The 20,834-nt window shown below is 70.9% G+C and carries 12 protein-coding genes; 5 read left to right on the top strand and 7 right to left on the bottom strand.

Annotated elements, in window-relative coordinates; translation table 11 throughout:
• Nucleotides 1-21: 21 nt before the first annotated feature.
• Together OG787_RS10535 and OG787_RS10530 are read right to left on the bottom strand one after the other, a co-directional pair.
• On the bottom strand, nt 22-1,494 hold the full coding sequence (locus tag OG787_RS10535; RefSeq protein WP_369029376.1) for an APC family permease: 1,473 nt from the start codon (nt 1,492-1,494) through the stop codon (nt 22-24).
• Between the two features lie 64 nt (nt 1,495-1,558).
• Nucleotides 1,559-2,293, bottom strand: coding sequence for a FadR/GntR family transcriptional regulator (locus OG787_RS10530; protein WP_369029377.1), 735 nt, complete (start codon nt 2,291-2,293; stop codon nt 1,559-1,561).
• Nucleotides 2,294-2,581: 288 nt separating this feature from the next.
• On the opposite strand from OG787_RS10530, the gene OG787_RS10525 reads away from it, so the two are divergent.
• On the top strand, nt 2,582-4,021 hold the full coding sequence (locus OG787_RS10525; protein ID WP_369029378.1) for an amino acid permease: 1,440 nt from the start codon (nt 2,582-2,584) through the stop codon (nt 4,019-4,021).
• A 316-nt stretch (nt 4,022-4,337) separates the two neighbouring features.
• Here the strand turns inward: OG787_RS10525 and OG787_RS10520 are convergent, their stop codons facing one another.
• Nucleotides 4,338-5,351: a LacI family DNA-binding transcriptional regulator gene (locus OG787_RS10520; protein ID WP_405535024.1), complete on the bottom strand. Its 1,014-nt coding sequence runs from the start codon at nt 5,349-5,351 to the stop codon at nt 4,338-4,340.
• 80 nt (nt 5,352-5,431) lie between these two features.
• Nucleotides 5,432-7,900 carry a glycoside hydrolase family 2 TIM barrel-domain containing protein gene (locus tag OG787_RS10515; protein WP_405535023.1) on the bottom strand — a complete coding sequence of 823 codons (2,469 nt, stop codon included), beginning with the start codon at nt 7,898-7,900 and terminating at the stop codon, nt 5,432-5,434.
• A gap of 325 nt (nt 7,901-8,225) precedes the next feature.
• Here OG787_RS10515 and OG787_RS10510 point away from each other — a divergent pair, with 325 nt between their 5' ends.
• The 3 genes from OG787_RS10510 to OG787_RS10500 all read left to right on the top strand — a co-directional run bounded on the left by OG787_RS10510 (nt 8,226) and on the right by OG787_RS10500 (nt 16,386).
• The gene (locus OG787_RS10510; RefSeq protein ID WP_405535022.1) at nt 8,226-13,739 is read left to right on the top strand and encodes a glutamate synthase-related protein; all 5,514 of its coding nucleotides are present in this window, start codon (nt 8,226-8,228) and stop codon (nt 13,737-13,739) included.
• Nucleotides 13,740-13,744: 5 nt separating this feature from the next.
• The gene (locus OG787_RS10505; protein ID WP_405540460.1) at nt 13,745-15,475 is read left to right on the top strand and encodes a sulfite reductase flavoprotein subunit alpha; all 1,731 of its coding nucleotides are present in this window, start codon (nt 13,745-13,747) and stop codon (nt 15,473-15,475) included.
• A gap of 68 nt (nt 15,476-15,543) precedes the next feature.
• On the top strand, nt 15,544-16,386 hold the full coding sequence (locus OG787_RS10500) for a hypothetical protein (RefSeq protein WP_405535021.1): 843 nt from the start codon (nt 15,544-15,546) through the stop codon (nt 16,384-16,386).
• A 111-nt stretch (nt 16,387-16,497) separates the two neighbouring features.
• Here the strand turns inward: OG787_RS10500 and OG787_RS10495 are convergent, their stop codons facing one another.
• Nucleotides 16,498-17,916, bottom strand: a complete 1,419-nt coding sequence (locus OG787_RS10495; RefSeq protein WP_405535020.1) for an alpha/beta hydrolase — start codon at nt 17,914-17,916, stop codon at nt 16,498-16,500.
• A 96-nt stretch (nt 17,917-18,012) separates the two neighbouring features.
• Nucleotides 18,013-18,774, bottom strand: a complete 762-nt coding sequence (locus OG787_RS10490) for an SDR family NAD(P)-dependent oxidoreductase (protein ID WP_405535018.1) — start codon at nt 18,772-18,774, stop codon at nt 18,013-18,015.
• Nucleotides 18,775-18,941: 167 nt separating this feature from the next.
• On the opposite strand from OG787_RS10490, the gene OG787_RS10485 reads away from it, so the two are divergent.
• Nucleotides 18,942-19,604 carry a TetR/AcrR family transcriptional regulator gene (locus OG787_RS10485; RefSeq protein WP_405535017.1) on the top strand — a complete coding sequence of 221 codons (663 nt, stop codon included), beginning with the start codon at nt 18,942-18,944 and terminating at the stop codon, nt 19,602-19,604.
• 188 nt (nt 19,605-19,792) lie between these two features.
• Here OG787_RS10485 and OG787_RS10480 read toward each other — a convergent pair whose 3' ends face one another.
• The gene (locus tag OG787_RS10480) at nt 19,793-20,761 is read right to left on the bottom strand and encodes a TIGR01777 family oxidoreductase (protein ID WP_405535016.1); all 969 of its coding nucleotides are present in this window, start codon (nt 20,759-20,761) and stop codon (nt 19,793-19,795) included.
• Nucleotides 20,762-20,834: the final 73 nt, after the last annotated feature.

Below are 20,834 nucleotides of genomic sequence, written 5' to 3'. Positions count from 1 at the left end.
ACAGTGGACGGCGCCCCCGGTTCACTCCGCGTCGGCGACGACCGAGCCCACCCGTTCGGCCAGGCCGGGGTCACGGCGGACCAGGAGGGTCGCGTAGCCGACGGCCGCGACCAGGGTGGCCAGGGCCGCATACGGGAACCAGCTGTACGGGGCGGGCTGGCCGGGCTTGGCGAGGTAGTAGAGCGGAACCAGGATGGCGAGGGCACCGATCGCGGGCAGCACGAGGTGCCGGACGGGCCGGAACTCCTGAGGACGGTATCTGCGGTAGTACAGCGGCAGGGCGATGTTGGACGCGAGGTAGACCAGCAGGATCAGGATGGTGCCCAGGCTCGAGGACTCCGTGAAGAAGACCACGGGGTTCATCGAACCGCCGTCGGACCCGAGCAGATGGCCCAGACCCCAGCCTCCGATGATCAGCAGCGCGGTGGCGGCGAAGGTGACGATCGCGTTGTTCGGCGTACGACGGGTGGGGTGGACGTAGCCGAAGAAGGACGGCAGCAGCCCCTCACGTCCGGCGTTGAACACCAGGCGGGCCTGGGAGTTGATGCCCGCGATCAGTACGCCCAGGGTGGAAGTCAGGCCGCCTACATAGGCAAGGAGCGCCAGCGCGCCGAGCGTGTGGTGGGCGACGTCGATGAAGGGGATCCGGGAGGCGCCGAGCCGCTCCACGTCGTAGCCGAAGCCGGTCACCGTGGCGTAGGAGAAGAGGATGTAGCTCACGGTCATGATCGAGACGGAGGAGAACACGGCGCGGCCGACGTTGCGCCGTGGGTTCTCCGTCTCCTCCGCGAGTGCCGCCGAGTTCTCCCAGCCGATGAACAGGTACACCGCGAGGGGGAAACCGGCCGCCAGCCCTTTGAGTCCGTGGGTGAGGTGGTCGGGCTGGAACGGGGTGGCGGAGAGGTCACCGCGGTGCTCGACGATCGTCGCGACGGACACCACGACGAGCACCAGCATCTCGACGCCGAAGAAGTAGCCGGCCCACTTGGTGGAGACCACGATCCCGCGCAGCATCAGAACCACCGAAAGCCCGGTCAGCAGCAGAGTCCAGATGATCCACGGCAGGTCGACGCCCGTGTAGTGGTACAAGGTGATCTGCACGAAGCCGCCGGAGATCGCGATCACCGAGGCCATCGCGATGATGTAGCCGAGTCCGGCCAGCAGGGCCGTGGTCACCGCGCTGACCGGCCCGAAAGTCTTGCCGACGAAGGTGGTGAAGCTGCCCGCCGAGGGGTGTGCCCGGGAGAACTCGGCCAGCGTGTTGCCGAGCAGCGCGACCGCTACCCCCGCCGCCACGATGGTCAGCGGGGACGCGACCCCCGCGGTGGTGGTGAGGAAGGCGAAGCCGAAGAAGAAGCTCATCGCCGGGCCGACGTTGGCCATGGTGGCGGCGGCGATGTCGGCCATGCCGAGGACGCCGCCGCGCAGCCGCTGGGGCGCGCCGGCGACGGGGCCCGACGTCGACGACGGGTCGACAGCTCCGGGGTCCGGCATGGCGACAGCTCCTTCTGCGGGGTGGCGGCACGGGGAAGGGAGAGACGGGAGGGAAGGGAGGAGATCAGTGCAGGCCGGCGTGCCTGTGTGCCTTCACCGCGTGTACCGCCGGGTCCATCGCGCCGCGGGTGAGTTCGTCGAGCAGATCGGCATGGCAGCGGTTGCGGGCCCGTACGACCGAGGGGTCAGGCACGGGTCCCAGCAGGCACTGCCGGCCGAGCAGATCGGCCGCGAACTCACGGATTCCGGCGCCGCCGAGGGCCTCCGCGAGGCCGAGGTGGAAGCGGGTCTCCAGCTCCAGCAGCCGGACCGGATCCTCGACCCGGTCCATCTCCTCGACCAGCGCCCGCAGTCCGTCGAGCTGTCCGTCCGGTATCTCGCCCGTGCTGTGCGCCACGAGCCCGCATTCGAGCAGCAGATGGAAGGAGTCCAGCCCGGCGGCCTCGTCGGCGTCGTGCAGTACGGCGACGACCGTGTCCCAGTCGGCGGCGACGAAGGTGCCGCCCGCCCGGCCCCGACGGCGGTCGAGCAGGCCGTCCTGGCACATGGCCTCCAGTGCGCGGCGCACGGTGATCTCACTGATCCCCAGCTCCTCGGCGAGGACGCCCGCGTCCGGCAACCGGTCTCCTGGCGCCACGGACCTCAGACGCACCCGCAGGGCGATCCTGGACCGGACCAGCTCCGCTCCCGTGGGCCCCCGACCGGCCAGGACGCGGGTGTCCCATGCCCCGCCGACCGGCGCGGACCGCGCGGGCACCGGCTGGTTGTAGGGACCGAACTTGCCCGCTGCATTCACCACGACGCCACCCTAACGGCCTGTCGAGCGCGGGCAGGGCCCACGGCGACGGCCTCCGTACGGAGGGTTCTCGTGACCATGCCTCGGTGTGGTGCATGGGGGCTCCCCAGGGGACCGGAACACGGGGACGGCACAGGGGCGACACGGTGGCGGCCATGGGGGACGGAAGACGCCGTGCGCGCTGCACGAAAAAATAGAGCAAGGTGAACAGTTAAACAAGTCTTGTTCTTTTAGATCGTACTGAACTAATTTCCAGGGGCCCTGGTCCGCACTCCCTCCATGGATGTCGAGATGACCACAACCGTCCCCAAAAGCCCTCCCACAGAGCCCGAGTCCGGTCTGCAGGCCGGACTGAAGAGCCGCCATCTGTCGATGATCGCGATCGGAGGTGTCATCGGCGCCGGCTTGTTCGTCGGCTCCGGCTCCGGTATCGCCGCCGCCGGCCCCGGCATCCTGATCTCCTACGCCCTCGTCGGCGTCCTGGTCGTCCTCGTGATGCGCATGCTCGGCGAGATGGCCGCGGCCAACCCCACCTCCGGCTCGTTCTCCGCCTACGCCGACCGCGCGCTCGGCCGCTGGGCCGGCTTCACCATCGGCTGGCTGTACTGGTTCTTCTGGGTCGTGGTGCTCGCCGTCGAGGCGACCGCCGGAGCCAAGATCCTTGCCGGCTGGATACCAGCGGTTCCCCAGTGGGGCTGGGCCCTGATCGTCATGATCGTCCTCACCGCCACCAACCTGGTCTCGGTCAGCTCCTACGGTGAGTTCGAGTTCTGGTTCGCCGGCATCAAGGTCGTCGCGATCGCCGCGTTCATCGTGGTCGGCGGTCTCGCCATCTTCGGCCTGCTGCCCGGCTCGGACCACCCGGCGTCCGGCTTCTCCAACCTCACCGCACATGGCGGCTTCCTGCCCAACGGGCCCGGAGCGATCCTCACCGGCGTCCTGATGGTGGTCTTCTCCTTCATGGGCAGCGAGATCGTCACCCTGGCGGCCGGCGAGACCGCGAACCCGCGGGCCGCCGTCACCAAGGCCACCAACAGCGTGATCTGGCGGATCGCGGTGTTCTACCTGGGCTCGATCCTGATCGTGGTCTCGCTGCTGCGCTGGGACGACCCGGCCATCCTCAAGGACGGCTCGTACGTCGCCGCCCTCAGCTCCGTCGGCATCCCGCACGCCGGTCAGATCATGAACACCATCGTGCTGACCTCGGTGCTGTCCTGTCTCAACTCCGGCCTGTACACGGCCTCCCGCATGGCCTTCTCCCTCGGCCGCCGCAGCGACGCCCCGGCCGAGTTCGGCCGGACCACGGACCGTGGCGTCCCGCGCTCGGCCATCCTGGCCTCGGTGGTCTTCGGCTTCGTCGCGGTCGCCTTCAACTACCTGTGGCCGGACACCGTCTTCCAGTTCCTGCTCAACTCCTCCGGCGCGATCGCCCTGTTCGTCTGGCTGGTGATCTGCTTCTCCCAGCTGCGGATGCGCAAGATCATCGAGCGGGAGTCGCCGGAGAAACTGGTCGTCCGGATGTGGCTCTACCCCTACCTGACCTGGGCCACCATCGCCCTCATCACCTTCGTCCTGGGCTACATGCTCACCGACACGGCCGACGGCGGGGGTCGCGACCAGGTCGTCCTGTCCACCTTGGTGGCCCTGGCCGTGGTGGTCTTCGCCGTGGTCCGCCAGTGCCGGGCCACCCGGAACGGAACACATACGCCAGACCGCGTCAAGGTGTCCTAAGAGGTAGGAGGAGGGAGCACCTGCTTCCGCCCTGTCCCTGTCGTCCTCTTCACGGTTCCGCAAGGGGACTGCTGCCCTCCGGGCCCGGTATGACGGTTCTCCCCTGTCGAAAGAATGGCGTGGGGGGTGTCACCGGGCCCGAGAGGCGTGAGGACGGGTTGTGTGACGAGGACGGACGCGGTCCCGTACTCCGCTGGGGCGGGCGCCGACGGCTTCTGAGCTGCCGGCGCTGCCCGCCCGTGCCTCGGCGCCGGGGGAGCCGGTGGCCAAGGGTTCCTGACCCGCCGTAGTGCAGTCAGGGACGGTGAAGGCCTGCTCAGCGCGGCGTGTCGGCGCCGCCCCCCGTCGACTCCCTGGCGATCACCACCGTGCCGGACGCCGCGTCCCGAGGGGGAAGCGGGCGGCCGTCGGCCTCGTGGAGGGCGAGGGCGGCGAAGTGGCGGCTGAGGCCGACGATGTCGATTCGTACGCTGGAGATCGAGGGGACGAACAGGGCGGCCAGGGGCGTGTCGTCGTGGCCGATCACCGCCAGGTCGGTGGGGACGGACATGCCTGCCCGGATCGCCGCGCTCACCACGGTCGCCGCGCTGTCGTCGTTGTAGGCGGCCACGGCTGTGATGCCCTGGGTGTGCCAGTGGTGGACCGCCTCGTGGGCGGAGGTGTCGCGGTGGTCCACCGGGCGGACGTCGAGGGGGGCGAGGCCGAGGCGGGCTGCGGCCTGTTGGGCCTTGCGCACGCGGTGGTCGAGTAGGGACGTGTGGGGGTCGGCGGGGGTGGCGAAGGCGATCCGGCGGTGGCCCTGTTCGTGCAGGTGGTCGATCTGTAGGGCGGTACCCGCGGCGAGTGCGGGCCAGTCGTCCAGCGTCGTCGGGTGTTCGGGGGCGGGGATGACGCTGGTGATGCCGGCGGTGCGCATCGAGGCCAGTTCGTCGGCGTCGAAGGGGTTGAAGCCGACGACGACGTCCGGAGTGAGCAGTTCCCACAGGGGGCGTGCCCGGCCGGCGGCGTAGCGGGGGCAGGTGACCAGGGAATACCCCGCCTCGTCCAGCGCGAGCGCGGCCTCGTCGAGGTGCTGCTGCATGGGGAGACCGGCCGCCCAGTCCGGCAGGACGAACAGGATCACCTTGCTGCTTCCGCGCCGCAGCGTCTGTGCGGCCCGGTGCGGGCGGTAGCCCATGCGCGCCGCCTCGGAGAACACCCGCCGACGCGTGCCCTCCGGGATCGTCTGCCCCGGGGTGTCGTTCAGGACGAACCCCACGGTCGCCCGCGAGAGGCCCAGGGACCGGGCCACATCCGCCGCCGTGACCCGCTTGCGCCCCGTCGCACTCACAGTGCCTCCCCGCTCTTCTTCTCTTCTTCTCTTCATTCTTCTCGCTCATCAGTCGCGGCGAGAGTAATCCCGAGGCAGGTCTACTCCACGGTGACGATCACGTCGACCGGGGCGCACTCCGGTGCCGAGGCCGTCAGGTGGATCTTGCCGGGGCCGGTCGGGCGGAGGACGGCGAGTGCGCGGCCCTCGTAGGTGCGGCGTTCGGGTGCGTCGAAGCGTTCCTCGGAGGCCGGGTCGGCGCTGCCGAAGCCCAACAGGACGCCCGCGCCCGTGACTTCGAGGCGTACGGGGCGGTCGGCCGCCGTGTGGAGGGTGCCGTCCGGGGCGGTCAGGGTGAGGGTGACGTACGCGAGGTCGCCGCCCTTCGTGGCGATGACCGGGCGGTCGGCTGCCGCGCGCAGCTCCAGCGGGCCGGTCGCCGAGCGCAGGGTGTGGCGGCCGGTCTCGGTGCCGTCGCGGTAGGCGATCGCCAGGAGTTCGCCGGGTTCGTACGTCGTGTCGAACTCGGTGCGGAAGCGGTGGTCCTCGCCCACCGGGTGGCGTCCCGACGAGCGTCCGTTGACCAGGAGTTCGACCTCGTCTGCTGCGCCGTAGACCTCTACGGCGACCGGCTTGCCCTCGGAGCCGGGCCAGGTCCAGGAGGCGATGCTGTCGCTCCACGCCCAGGGGGTGCCCGCCCAGGTCTTGCCGTGGTGTTCGGGGCGTCGTACCGCGATGTAGGGCTGGGTGCGCAGGCCGAAGACGATCTCGCGGTAGTAGGAGGCGGGGCGGCGGTGGCCGGTGATGTCGAGGTCGCCGCAGCCCGCGACGAGGTAGGGGTAGGGCGCGGTGTGGGCGGGGCGGGGTGCGTCGGGGGTGAGGTACTGGGGGCGGCCGATGCCGACCTCGCCGAGGTAGTCCCAGCCGGTCCAGGTGAAGTCGCCTATGACGTGGCCGTGTTGCTTCACCAGGCGCCAGTTGCCGTCGATGCGGGTGGGGAAGGTTTCGGTGCCGAGGATGATCCGGTTCGGGAAGAGGTCCTTGTCGAGGGTGTAGCGGGCCTCTGCGTAGTTCATGCCGGCGACGTCGAGCACGGCGAAGGACTCGGCCGTCTTCTCGGTGACCAGGCCCGAGGCGCTGATCGCGTTCATCATGTCGCCCGCGTCGGCCATCAGGGTGTTGATGCCCTTGTCCTCACCCTCACCCTCACCCGCGCCGGCCTCCTGTTCTGCCCTCTGCTGTGACTGCGCGCGCAGCTTGCCCAGTTCGGACATGACGGCCAACATGCCGTTCACCGCGTTGGTGACGTAACGGGTGCTGTCGAGGGAGCGGACCTTCTCGGCGAGTCGACGGCCCCAGGCGGCGCCGGCCGCCGATCCGGTCTCGGGGATCTCGTTGCCGATCGAGTACATGATCACGCTGGGGTGGTTGATGTCTTTGGCGACCATCGCCTCGATGTCGCGTTCCCACCACTCGGGGAAGCTCAGGCTGTAGTCGAACTCGCTCTTGCCGGACGTCCAGACGTCGAAGGCCTCGTCCACCACCAGCATGCCGAGGCGGTCGCAGGCGTCCAGCATCGGTTTGCTCATGGGGTTGTGGGACATGCGGATCGCGTTGAACCCGGCGTCCTTGAGGAGCCGGACCCGGCGTTGCTCTGCGCGGGCGAAGGTGGCGGCGCCCAGGACGCCGTTGTCGTGGTGGACGCAGGCGCCGCGCAGCTCGACCGGCCCGCCGTTGATCCGCAGGCCGTGCTCGGGGTCGAGCTGGAGGGAGCGGATGCCGAAGGTGACGGTCTCGGTGTCCAGGTCCTTCAGGGTCACTGTGGTGGTGTAGAGAGTGGGTGTGTCCGGGCTCCACAGCGACGGGCTGCTGACGTACAGGCGTTGGCGTACGGTCGCGGGCTCGCCCGGCAGCACCGTGATCTTCGAGATGTCGGTCGCGACGGTGTTCCCGTCGGCGTCGCGGATCTCCGTTGCGACATCCACCGTACGGATCGCGATCGAGTCGTTGTCGACCCGCGTCGCGACCTCCACCACCGCCCGCCGCGCGTCGATGTCCGGGGTGGTGACCCGGAGCCCGTCGGGCGCGATCCGGACCGGCTCGCCGACCAGGAGCCAGGTGTCGCGGTAGATGCCCGCGCCGGTGTACCAGCGCGAGTCACGGTGGGCGCGGGCCTCCACGCGGATCTCGTTGTCCTCGCCGAAGCGCAGGAAACGATCGGCGTCGATGCGGAAGTGCGAGTATCCGAACGGGCGTTGTCCGGCGTAGTCCCCGTTGATGAACACCGTGGCATCCCGGTAGACGCCCTCGAACTCCACGAAGATCCGCTTGCCCCGGTCTTCCTCGGGCACGGCGAAGGTCTTGCGGTACTCGTACACACCGCCCGGGAAGTAGGCGCCCGCGCCGCCCTCCATCGTGACCTCGCCGCCCGGGGCCGCACGCTCCCGCTCGATCATCGCGTCGTGCGGCAGCGTGACCGGGCGGAAGGGGACCTTCGTCCCGGACAGCTCGGCGAAGGGGTTGACCTTGGGGCGGGCCTGCCAGCCGTCGTTGAAGGACGTACGGATCATGTGGGCTCCATGGGGTGCGGGGAGTTCGGCACGGACCGGTGGTCACCTGAACTTGCACGTGCTAGTTACGCTATCAGGTGTGAGCTGCGAGATAGGGCTGGAGCGGCGGGTGAGATACGGTGCGGCAGGGCAATATGTGCTGGACACGCCCTTGCGATGGAAGTTAGGTAACCCTTACCGTTCCTACTTGCATCATTCAGGGACTCGGCCGTCACCCCGGCCGGCCCGCGGCGAGCGCTTCACCGACGCAGCCTGGCCGTCCTGCCCCAGTGCCTTCAGGGCCTGGAAGGTACCCGCAGCCGGAACCCGCTCATAGGACCCGCACTTGAATCAGCCCGCCTTCGGTCTGTACGACCCTGCCCGCGACCACAGTGACTGCGGCGTCGGCTTCATCACCCGCCTCGACGGGACACCGAGCCACGACGTCATCCGTAAGGGTGACGAAGCGCTCCGTGCGATCCCGCACCGCGGCGGCGCGTCCGCCGAGGGCGTCGGTGACGGCGCGGGCGTGAGCATCGACCTGTCGGCGGAGTTCTTCGGCGCGATCACCGGCCAGACCCTGCGCGCCGGGCACTTCGGCGTCGCCAACTGCTTCGTGCCGACCGATGCCGCACGGCGCGACGCCGCGGTCGACCTTGTCGGCCGGTGCATCGCCGAGCAGGGCTTCGAGGTCGTGCTGGTCCGGGACGTTCCCGTCGATCACAGCGTCGCCCGGCCCGCCGCCGAGCAGTACCAACTCCCCGTCGTGCAGTGGGTGTTCCGGGCCCCGGACGAGTGGCGGCGCGCCGACGTCGACACCGCCGCCAACCGCGCCCTGCTCGCCGTCGAAGCCGTCGCCTACGCCGACGACCAGGACCGGTACGCCGGGCTGTACGCGCTGTCGCTCAGCGCGCGCACGCAGGTGCTCAAGGGGCGGCTCAACTCCGGCGAGGTCATCCCCTACTTCTGCGACCTCCTCGACCCCCGGCACTCCGTGCGGTCGCTGTACTTCCACACGCGGTTCTCCACGAACACCGAACCGCACCCGACCATGGCCCAGCCGTTCCGGCTCATGGCGCACAACGGCGAGCTGAACACGGACAGGAAGAACCGGCTCTCCGACGAGGCCCTCGCGCGCGCCCGCACCCGCAGCATCGTGCGCCCGCCGGGGCAGTCCGACTCCAGCAGGCTCGACCAGACCCTCCAGAGCCGGGTCTTCGACGACGGGCTGGACCTCGTCGAGGCCGTCGTGTCGCTCATGCCGCCGGCCTGGGAGAACGACCGCACCCTGCCCGACGGTGTGCGGGACATGCTGGAGTACTTCTCCCTGTACGAGGAGAAGAACGACGGCCCCGCCGCCCTCATCTTCAGCGACGGGGACGTCGTCGGTGCGCGGCTTGACCGGCTCGGGCTCCGTCCCCTGCGTACGGTCGAGACCGCCGAGTACCTGATGGTGGCCTCCGAGGCCGGACAGGTCGCGTTCCCCGACGACGAGGTCGTGCACCGGGGCCGTATCGAGGCCGGCGGCATGCTCGTCGTCGACCACCGCACCGGCCGCCGGATGCGCACCCGCGAGGTGCTCGACTCGCTCGCCGCGCGCCGCCCGTACAGCGAACTGCTCGACGCGGCCCGCGTGAACCTCGACGACCTGCCCGCCCCCGACTACTACCGGGGCACGACGACCCTCGGCTACGACGGCGACCTGAGCCTCGCGGGCCGGTACGTGGCGTACGCGCTGAACCAGGAGAGCTTCCGGTTCATGCTCGACCCGATGCTCAACACCGGGTCCGAGCGGATCTCCGCGATGGGCTACGGCAACGCCATCAACGCGCTCAGCGACACCGAGGGCGGCATGGCGAAGTACTTCTCGCAGCGCTTCGCCCAGGTCACCAACCCGCCGCTGGACAGCATCCGCGAGGCCGACGGCATGAGCATGCGGGTCGCCCTCGGCCCCAAGCCCGACGGCACCGGCAACACCAGCGAGCGGCAGCTGGTCGTCTCCTCGCCCGTCCTCGGGCATCTCGACATGGTCCGGCTGCGCGACCAGCGGATCGTGCCGCTGGAGCGGTTCCCCATGCTCTACGAGCCGGTGACCGGGGACGAGACGGCCAACGCCGACGCCCTCCGGGACGCGCTCCAGCAGCTCTGCGACGACGTCGAGCGGTTCGCCTCGGGCGGGGGCGGCATCGCCGTCCTCACCGACCGGGCCGTCTCCTCCACCCGCGCGCCGCTCCCGGTGATCCTCGCCGTCGCGGCCGTGAACCAGCGGCTCATCGAGACCGGGCTGCGGCTGCGCGTCTCGATGGTGGCGGAGAGCGGCCAGCTCGCCTCCTCCCATCACGTCGCGACCGCGCTCGGCTTCGGCGCCTCCGCCGTCTACAGCCTCAGCGCACGGCTGCGCGCCGAGGAGAAGTTCCCGAGCGCGCCCGCCCCCGCCGGTGAGATCACCGAGACCGACCGGGCGCTCGCCAAGTTCCGCAAGGCCGCCGAGAAGTCCCTCGCCAAGACCATGGGCCGGGTCGGCCTGTGCACCGCCGAGAGCTACATCGGCGGCGAGTTCTTCGAGCCGAACTACCTCGACACCCGCGACGACGTCTTCGCGCGGACCTTCCCGCACATGGACGCCCCGGTCGGCGGTGTCGGCTTCGCCCGGATCGCCCAGGCCGCGACGGACTGGCACGAGCGGGCCCGGACCGTTGAGACCGAGGGGCAGGTTCCGCTGCTCGGCCTGTTCAAGGAGCGCTCGGACGGCGCCGGACACTCGTTCGGTGTCACGGCCGTGCGCGGCTTCGGCGACATGGTCGAGGAGCGCCCGGAGTTCGGCCGCGAGGGCGACCCGGAGGCACTGCGCCTCCTCACCCTCGGCCAGCTCGACGACGCGTTCGGCATCACCGACGCCGCGTACCGCAACACGGGGTACGACGCCCTCAGCGACGCCGAGATCGACGCGTTCCGGATCACGCCCGGCTACCGGGCCTTCCTTCGGACCACGCACGAGGAGCGGTCCCGCCGACCGGCCGCGCTGCGTGACGTGCTCGCGCTGCCCGCCGACCTCACCGGACTCCGTACGCCCGAGGACTTCGCGCGCGAGCTGGGCCGGTTCTCGGCGACCGGCAACGCGAGCGTCACGGTCCGGGGTGTGGTCGCCTCCGTCACCGAGCGGGGCACCGTCCATCTGCGCCTCACGTCCCCGGGCCCCGAGGCCGCCGAGCGCCACGCGGCCCTCGCCGCAGGGCTCGGACACCTGGGCGAGGTCACGACCCTCGCCGTGAGCGCCGACGGAATCGAAGTCGAGGCCACCGGCACCGCCGCCCACCTGCTCACCCTTCTCGACGGCGCCCCCGACAGCGTCCCGCTCGACGAGGTCCAGCCCGCCCACGAGATCACCCGCTCCCTCGCCTCCGGCGCGATGAGCCACGGCGCGCTCGTGGCGACCGCGCACGAGGCCGTCGCGCACGGCACGAACATGGTCGGCGCGATGTCGAACAGCGGCGAGGGCGGCGAGCACCACACCCGGTACGGCACCATCCGGGGCTCCCGGATCAAGCAGTTCGCGTCCGGCCGGTTCGGTATCTGGGCGGGCTATCTCGCCGACCCGATGCTCCAGGAGCTGGAGATCAAGATCGGGCAGGGCGCCAAGCCCGGCGAGGGCGGTCAGCTGCCTGCGCCGAAGGTGACGGTCGATATCGCGGCGGCTCGTGGCGGCACCCCGGGCATCGAGCTGATCTCCCCGCCCCCGCACCACGACACGTACTCCATCGAGGACCTCGCCCAGCTCATCCACGACTGCAAGGCCGCCCGCGTCCGCGTCATCGTCAAGCTGGTCTCCTCGGAGGGCATCGGAACCATCGCCGTCGGTGTCGCCAAGGCCGGCGCGGACGTCATCAACGTCGCCGGGAACACCGGCGGCACGGGCGCCGCCGCCGTCACCAGCCTCAAGTACGCCGGACGCTCGGCGGAGATCGGCGTCGCCGAGGTCCACCAGGCGCTCGTCGCCAACGGGCTGCGCCAGAAGGTCGTCCTGCGCTGCTCCGGCGCGCACCAGACCGGCGGCGACGTCGTCACGTCGGCCCTTCTCGGCGGCGACAGCTTCGAGTTCGGTACGACCGCGCTGATGATGCTCGGCTGTGTCATGGCGAAGAACTGCAACGTGAAGTGCCCGGCCGGGCTCACCACCAACTCCGAGGCGTTCGAGGGCGACCCGCGCGCACTCGCCCAGTACCTCCTCAACATCGCGCACGACGTCCGCCAGATCCTCGCCCGGCTCGGCCTGCGCTCCCTGCGCGAGGCACGAGGGCGTACGGACCTGCTCCAGCTCCTCGACCACCCGGCGAGCGTCGGACGCCTCGACGTCCGCCGCCTGCTCGCACACGTGCCCGAGAAGGTCGTGGCCGACCCGGAGTACCTGGAGAAGGACTTCACCACCGACGACGCCCTGATCGAGCAGGTCCGGGCCGCGCTGCTCGACCGGCGCGAGCCGTCCCTGCTCGTCGAGGGCATCCACCTCGGCAACAGCGACAAGTCGGTCGGCGGCCAGCTCTCCATCGACGTCGAGCGGCTCCTCAACCACAGCCTTAACGCGGATGGACCCGCGATCACGACCGACGACCGAGGCCGTCGCCGCCTCGTCGACGGCGCCGTCCGCATCCGTACCACCGGGTCCGCCGGACAGTCGTACGGCGTGTTCTGCAACGACGGCATCACCCTCGAACACACCGGCACCGCCAACGACGGCGTCGGCAAGAGCCAGAGCGGCGGCCGGATCGTCGTACGCGCCCCGGGCGGCGGCAGCGCCGAGCCCGGCGGCAATGTGCTGATCGGCAACTTCGCGCTGTTCGGCGCGACCGGCGGCCGTACGTTCGTGGAGGGCGAGGCCGGTGACCGGTTCGCCGTGCGCAACTCCGGTGCGACGGCGGTCGTCGAGGGTGTCGGCGACTTCGGCTGCGAGTACATGACCGGCGGTACGGTCCTCAACCTCGGCGGCTTCGGCAAGGGCCTCGGCAACGGGATGAGCGGCGGGTTCCTCTACCAGTACGATCCCTCCGGCGACCTCCGCGACCGGGTGAGCGCCGACTCGCTGCTGGTGTTCCCGGTGACCGACACCGCGCGCGGCGCCTTCCACGAGGAGGCCGTACGGCTGCTGCTGGCCTGGCACGTCGAGGCCACCGGCTCCGAGCTGGCCGCCCGCCTGCTGCACGACTGGGACACCGAACGGCAGCACATGTACTGCGGGATGCCCCGCGCGCTGCTCCTCTACCAGGACTCCACCGAGATCCTGGCGGCGGCGACCCGCAACGAACTCCTGGACGAGCTGGCGACCTCCATCGCGACGGACAAGCTCCGCGCGTTCAAGGTCGACTACCGCGACCGGCGTACCGTGCTCGGCGGCCGGGCCCCGGCCTTCGGCGACCAGGGCAGCGACGACATGTTCTCGCTGCTGTCCTCGTACACCGTGCTCAGTGTCGCGCAGGACCTCGCGCTCCAGCGGGTGCCCGGCGCGACAGGACCGGACGACCCGAAGGTCACCGAGGCCGTACGGAACCTCATCCTCACCGAGGACTTCTTCGTCAAGCAGCGCGTCGTGAAGTACCTGCGCGGCACGCTGGACCGCTTCGACGACGGCGAACTCGCCACCCTCATCGCGATCAAGCGCCTCGACGACTACAAGCGCGCCCTCAAGCAGCGCAACAACCTCAGCGTGGACGCCCCCGGCACCTACGGCTGGATCGTCCACCAGACCACCAAGAACGCAGGCCGTGTCCGCGCCGCCCGGTTCGACGAGCTGCTGGCCACGGCCGCGCTCGACGACATCGCGAGCCGCCGCATCCCGCAGGCCCCGACCGAGACGGTGACCGCGTGACCCTCATGCCCCCGACCGGGTCCCTCATCCCGGTGGACGCACCGTTCTCCGCCGCCCAGGAGTCCTGGCTCGCCGGGTTCATCGCCGGCATAGCGGCAGCCGGACGCCGGGCCGAGGCGGCGGGTGACGCGCCCGCCGCGACGATCGACGTCCTGTTCGGCACCCAGACCGGCAACGCCGAGTTCGTGGCCGACGAACTCGCCGCCGGCACCCGGGCCCGTGGCCTGGGCGCGCGGACCGCCGCGCTCGACGCCGTCACGCCCGAGCAACTCGCCACGATGTCCCACGTACTTGTCGTCGTCTCGACGTACGGCGAGGGCGAACTCCCCGACAACGCCGGGCTGTTCTGGGAGGCGCTCCAGTCCGACACGGCACCGAGGCTCGAAGGTCTGCGGTACGCGGTCCTCGGCCTCGGCGACCGCGGCTACGACGACTTCTGCCAGGCCGCGAAGCTCATCGACACCCGCCTGGAGCAGCTCGGCGCCGGCCGGGTGCACGAACGCGTGGACTGCGACGTCGACTTCGAGGAACCGGCGGCGGCCTGGGCGGGCGCGGTCCTGGACCGCCTGGTCGCGGAGACGGGTGCGACCGGCGCGCCCGCCGCGAGCACGCCCGCGGCGACACCGGCGCGCGTCCGTTCCCCCTGGAACAAGCGCACCCCGTACCCGTCCCGGCTCACGGTGAACCGGCTGCTGTCCTCCCCGCACAGCGCGAAGGAGATCCGGCACTACGAGTTCGACCTCGGCGACAGCGGCATCACGTACGAGGCGGGCGACGCGCTGGCCGTCGTACCGCTGAACGACGACGCCCTCGTGGGCACGCTGCTCGATCACCTCGGCGCGAGCGGAGACGCGGAGACAGCCCAACTCCTGCGTACCGAACGGGAGATCCGCACCCCGTCGAAGGAGCTGATCGCCGACCTCGTCGAGCGTGCGCCGTCGAGCGAGCTGGCCGCCGTCGTCGCGCACGGCGACCGGTCCGACCTCGACTCCTGGCTCTGGGGGAGGGATGTGCTGGACCTGCTCCAGGACGCCGGTTCCGCCGCCCCGGACCTCGCCGAACTCCTGCCGCTGCTACGGCCGTTGCAGGCCCGCCAGTACTCGATCGCGTCGAGCCCGCTCGCCCATGGGGACCGGATCCACCTCACGATCGCGTCCGTCCGCTACGGTACCGGGCAGCGGACGTACGAGGGCGTGGCGTCGACGTACCTGGCGGACCGCATCGGCGAGGACGCGTCCGTCGGCATCTACGTCCAGCCGAACGCCTCCTTCGGCGTCCCGGCCGACGACGACGCCCCGATGATCATGATCGGCCCCGGCACGGGCATCGCGCCGTTCCGCGGTTTCCTGCACGAGCGGGCCGCGAAGGGTGCCGCCGGACGCAACTGGCTGTTCTTCGGCGACCAGCACCGCGACACCGACTTCGTGTACGAGGACGAGCTGACGGAGCTGCGGCAGCGCGGCGTGCTCACCGAACTGGATCTCGCGTTCTCGCGCGACCAGGCCGAGAAGATCTATGTCCAGACACGGATGCGGGAGCGCTCGCGCGAGCTGTACGGCTGGCTGGAGGACGGTGCGCACGTCTACGTCTGCGGCGACGCCTCCCGCATGGCGAAGGACGTCGAGACGGCCCTGCTGGGCGTCATCGGCGAGCAGCGCGGACGTGGTGACGACGACGCGGCGGAGTACCTCGCGGACCTGCGGCGGGCGAAGCGCTACGTCCGGGACGTGTACTGAACATGGCGGAGCAGCACGGCGACCGGCGTTGCGCGTTGGAAGGGTGCTGCTCCCGGCGGAACAGGAGTGTGCGACTGATCGACGCGCGAATGCCGGAGCTGGCGCGGTGCCTGACGCTCTTCCAGTACGTCCAGGCGGTCACCGGAGGGCCGGTCGCGCGGATCGACCAGGCCGGGAGTTATGCCGTCCCGAGTGTGCGCGGTGACGCGTTCGCCGTCCGGCCGGGGTCGATCGCGCTGCGTCTCGACGGTGACGGGGTCGCCTCGGCCGTGGTCGAACGGGACGAGAACAGCGGGTCGGTGGCCGTCCATCTGATCGACGGGGACGGGCGGACCGTGCATCAGGGGCGGCTGCTGTCGGAGGGGGACCGGTTGCTGGTCGGACTCGCCCGTACGGTCGAGGCTGGGGCGTCGGCGGTTGGGGCGTCCGCTGCCCCTGAGGTGCCCGCGTGGGAGAGCGGTGACCAACTCGCGCAGTTCGACGCGGTGCTTGCGGACGGTGGGGTTGCCCGGCGTGCTGCGTTCGACCGGTATCGCGGTGAGCACCGGGCTGTCGACGTCGGCGTCGTGCCGTCGGTGCTCGACCATGTGTGCTCGGTCGGGCTGCCGATCGGGGTCGCCGTGTTCGCCCCGGCGGTCATGCAGGCGTGCGCGGGGCGGGTTCATGTGACCGACCGGACCGTGGGCGGGCGGGTGTTCGCGGCGGTTGCGGAGAGTTCGGTGGAGATCGACCTCGCGGGTGTGCGGGAGTGTCACCTTGTGCGGGCCTCGGGGGCGCATGGCCCGACCTCGGCGTTGGAGTTGGACGACGAGGACGGGCGGTGCGTTGCTGTTGTTACGCAGTTCGGGGTGGTTGGGGTGGATGTGTACGGGGTGTGGGAGCAGCTTGCCGCGTCGTTGCCCGACGCGTAGTGCTGCGTGTTGGTTGGGCGGGTTGTTGGCTGCGGGCCCGGTGGGGGCTTGTCGCGCAGTTCCCCGCGCCCCTGTCGGGGGCGCTGGCGCGCCACCCGACATCCCCCTCGTTCAGCGACCCGTTACTTCCCTCAGGAACCGCGCCAGTGTGTGCGTCAGGGTGTTGTCGGACGGGGTCGCGAAGAGGGGGTCCAGGTGGTTCATGCCGGTGTCGGTTTCGTACGTGGCGTATGGGATGCGGGAGTTGGACACCACCCTGCGGGCCGCCTCCTCCACCGTGCCCTTGGCGTAGCTCGTGCCGAAGGCGTACAGGGGGATGTCCAGGCGGGCGGCGTGGTGGAGGCGTAGGGCCAGGGAGCGGGTGTGGGGGGAGTCGGTGTAGGCGTCCGTGACGTCGAGGTCGATGGAGAGGCGGGCCGGCCAGTACCACTCCCACACGGCCGGCACCGGGCCGGCGTACGACTCCGCTACCCGGCGGATCGGGGTGATGCCGGTGTCGATCCAGCCCCGTACGTCCCCGGTGTCGGCGAGGTGTCCGGAGTGCACGGTGATGGCGTTCGGCCAGCCGAAGTCCGCGTCTACCAGGAAGCCCAGCAGGGCCGCGTTGGTGACGGGGTACGGCAGGCGCAGGGCCTCGGGCAGGCGGGGCTGGAGGACCGAGGGGCCGTCGGGGTCGTGGAGGGCGTGATGGCCGGCGAGCTGGTACCAGATCTGCGTGCTCTCCGCGCGGCTGCCCAGTCCCACCCCGCTCAGGGTCAGGTCGAACACCGCCCCGGCGTCGATGGCCGCTAGCCGCTCCCGTACCTGCTCCGGTGAGTCGGCGACCGGGTCGCCCGTGCCGTCGAACGCCCCGAGGACACCGCCGTCGATGACGGCCAGCGCGGCCAGGTCCCGGTAACCGGGGCAGCCGTCGAAGTCCCAGGCCGCGTACGCCAGCGCGGTCGTCGCGCCCCAGGAGTGCCCGCCGAGCACCACGCGCCGGCCGCCCCGGCCCGCCGCCCGGACGACGGTCCGCAGGTCCGCGAGGGTCAGGGGCAGGCCCCAGTGCGCGGCGAAGGGGGAGGCGGCCGGGTCCAGGGTGCGGTAGTGGCCGTCCAGGTAGTGGGCGAGGGGGTCCGGGCCGGTGAAGCCGGTGCGGTCGGCGAGGTTCTCCTCCCGCCGGTCCAGGGCCCACACCTGTGTTCCGGGCACGGCCGCGACCAGGTCGCGGGCCAGCAGGCGGAAGTCGTTCGCGGCGCCGAACATGCCGGGCACCAGCACGAGGACGGTGCCCGCCGTGTCGGGGCCGACCTTGAGGACATGGACGCGGTCGGTCCCGGCGGGCCCGCCGCCGACGCCCACGGCCAGGGACACGTACGGCTCGGGGGTGAGGGCTCCGACGGTCCCGGCGGCTCCTTGTCCGGTGCTGGCGCCCGGTGTGCGGCCTGCGGCGACTGCGGATCCGGCCCCCGTGCCGGCCGCGGCCGAGGCCAGGGCCAGACCGCCGATCATTCCGCCCAGCACCGTACGGCGCGGCAGACGGCTCGTCATCTCACGTACCTCCAGGGAGAGTTGGTCGCGACCAGCTTCCTCCACTCCCTTGAGGTCTCAAGCACCAGGGTGCGCCTGCCTGGTGAACGTCTGGCGTCAGACGGCGGACCAGCCGTTGTCGACGGCCAGGATCACGCCGTTGATGTTGCTGGCCGCGTCCGAGGCGAGGAACACGATCGCGGCGGCCTGCTCCTCGGGCTCGGACACCCGGCCGACGCTGGCCAGGTACGGGCCGAGCGTCTTCGGCCCGTGCGCCTCCCAGTCGGCAGTCGGGATCATGCCGGTCCGCGTGCCGCCCGGGGCGATGGCGTTGGTGCGGATGCCCTGGTTGCGGTACATCACGGCGAGGGACTTCGTGAGGCCCACGATGCCGTGCTTGGACACCGTGTACGCGGTCCCGGAGGCGCTGCCGCGCAGGCCCGCCTCGGAGGCGGTGCTCACGATGGCGCCCTTGCCCGCCTCGATCATGTGCGGCAGGACGGCCCGGGAGAGCAGGAACGGCGCGGTCAGGTTGATCCGGATGACCCGCTCCCACTCCGCGTCGGTCACGTCCGCCGCGGCCGACATGCTGTCCATGATCGCCGCGTTGTTGACCAGCGCGTCCACCCCGCCGAAGCGCTCCACGGTGGTGGCGACCACCTCGTCGACGACGGTCTGCTCGCTCAGGTCGCCGACCACGGCCACCGCCGTGCCGCCGGCCTCCTCGATCTCCTTGACGGTCGTGGCGGCGCCGTCGGCGTTGAGATCGGCGACCACGACGCGGGCGCCCTCCGCCGCGAAGGCCAGCGCGGTGGCCCGGCCGATGCCGGAACCGGCGCCGGTGACGATGACGCTGCGGCCGTTGAGTCCAGTGGTCATGACGTGCTCCAGAGGTGGTGCGTGAGGGTGCAACGGGGTGTTGCGGTGCCACCGTACGACTTAATGTCTCTGAAAGACATAAAGTCGAGGTGTCTTCTCTGGATCACTACAATGGGCCGGTCCTCGATGACGGGGCGGAAGTACGGGGTGGAAGCGAGGAGTCGCTGGTGCCGGACGGCAGGCAGGGCGAGGCTTCCGGTCGTGGGCGCGGGCGGACGGGTCGGCCTCGGCTGACCGAGCAGCGCAAGTCCGAGATTCGGCTGGAGATCGCCCTGGCCGCGGTGGAGCTGTTCGTCGCCCAGGGGGTGACCGCCACGACGGGGGAGCAGATCGGGCAGGCGGTGGGGGTCTCGTCGCGGACCGTTTGGCGTTACTTCCCGAGCAAGGAGAGCTGCGTCAGTCCGTTGTTCGCGGCCGGTATCGACCGGATCGCCGGGTGTCTGCGGGAGTGGGGGCCCGGGCGGCCTCTGGAGGAGGCGCTGGCGCCGGCGCTGGACATCGACGACTGGGCGGGGCGGCCCGGGGTCGCGGAACTGCGCAAGCTGGTACGGCTGACCCGTACCGAGCCGGGGCTGCGTGCCGTCTGGCTTCAGTCGCACGACGAGGCCGAGCCGGCCTTTGCCCGTGCGCTGGCTGCGCGTGCGGGTTTGCCTGCCGATGATGTGCGGCCGGTTATTCAGGCCGCGATGCTCAATGCGGCGTTGCGGGCGGCGGCTGAGCGGGACGCCTGGCGCGGGGGCGACGCGGAGTCCGACCCGGCCTCGGCCGGGGCCGAACTGGCGGCGAGCTTTCGCTCGGCGCTCGCTGTCGCGGAGGCTGGTCTGTCCTAGTCGCGCTCGACGGGCATACGGGGGAGCGGTTGTTCGTCTGGTGCGGGTCCGGTGGGGGCTGGTCGCGCAGTTCCCCGCGCCCCTTAGGGGGTGTTGTGGTGCGCCTCGTGTGTGAGATCGGCCGTCGAGGGTGCTTGGTTGTCTGGTGCGGGTCCGGTGGGGGCTGGTCGCGCAGTTCCCCGCGCCCCTCAGGGGGCGCTTTGGCGCCCCTGATTTCGTGTGCTCCGCACCCTGTGTACGAGGTCGGTCGCCGCCTTCGGCCACTCCTCGTGGTCGAAGGTGAAGCCCGTGTCGAGCAGGCGGCCCGGGACGACGCGGCGGCTCTTCAGCAGGAGTTCTGTGTCCGAGCGGAGTGCGAACGCGCCCAGTTCTGCCATCCAACGGGTTGCGGGCAGGCCCACCGGGACCCCCCACGCCGCGCGCAGCGCCCGCATGAACTCGCGCTGGGGGACGGGGTGGGGAGCTGCGAGGTTCACCGGGCCGGTGAGGTCCTCCCGGGCGGTCAGGAACTCGACGGCGCGTACGAAGTCCTGGTCGTGGATCCAGGACACGTACTGTGCGCCGCCCGCCACCGGGCCGCCGAGGCCGAGCCGGGCCAGGCGGAGGAGGACGTCGAAGACGCCGCCGCGGTCCGGGCTCATCACCATGGCGGTCCGCAGGGCGACCTTGCGGGTGGCGGGCGTCGGTGCCTGCTCCTGGGCCCGCTCCCAGGCCTTGGCGATCTCGACGCTGTAGGCCCAGTAGTCCGGTACGCCGGGTTCGGTGCCGCCGATGACGCCGGTCGCCTCGTCGTTGGGGGCGTCGAAGCGGTGGGCGTAGACGGTCGCCGTGCTCATCTGGAGCCACAGGCGGGGAGGTTGGGCGGCGCCTGCTATCGCCTCGCCGACCACCCTGGCCGAGTGCACCCGCGAGTCCATCATGGCCCGCAGATTGGCGGGGGTGTAGCGGCAGCTGACGCTGCGGCCCGCCAGGTTGATCACGACGTCGCTGCCGTCGACCGCCTTGGCCCAGTCCCCCAGGGTCTCGCCGTCCCAGGCGATCTCGCGGTCGTGCGTCGGCCGTCTGGTCAGGGCGGTGACGTCGTGACCGGCGGCGGTGAGGGCGCGGTTCAGGACCGTACCCACCTGGCCGGTTCCTCCGGGAATGACGATCCTCATGGCTCCCCCTGGGACTTGAGCGTGTGCGCTGAACTGCTGTGCTGCGAGCCCGGCGTAGATATTTGAACACGTT

The organism is Streptomyces sp. NBC_00075 (assembly GCF_045041225.1).
Lineage (GTDB): Bacteria > Actinomycetota > Actinomycetes > Streptomycetales > Streptomycetaceae > Streptomyces > Streptomyces adonidis.
The sequence above is the reverse complement of the archived record's forward strand: the minus strand, read 5'-3'. Positions and strand labels throughout refer to the sequence as shown.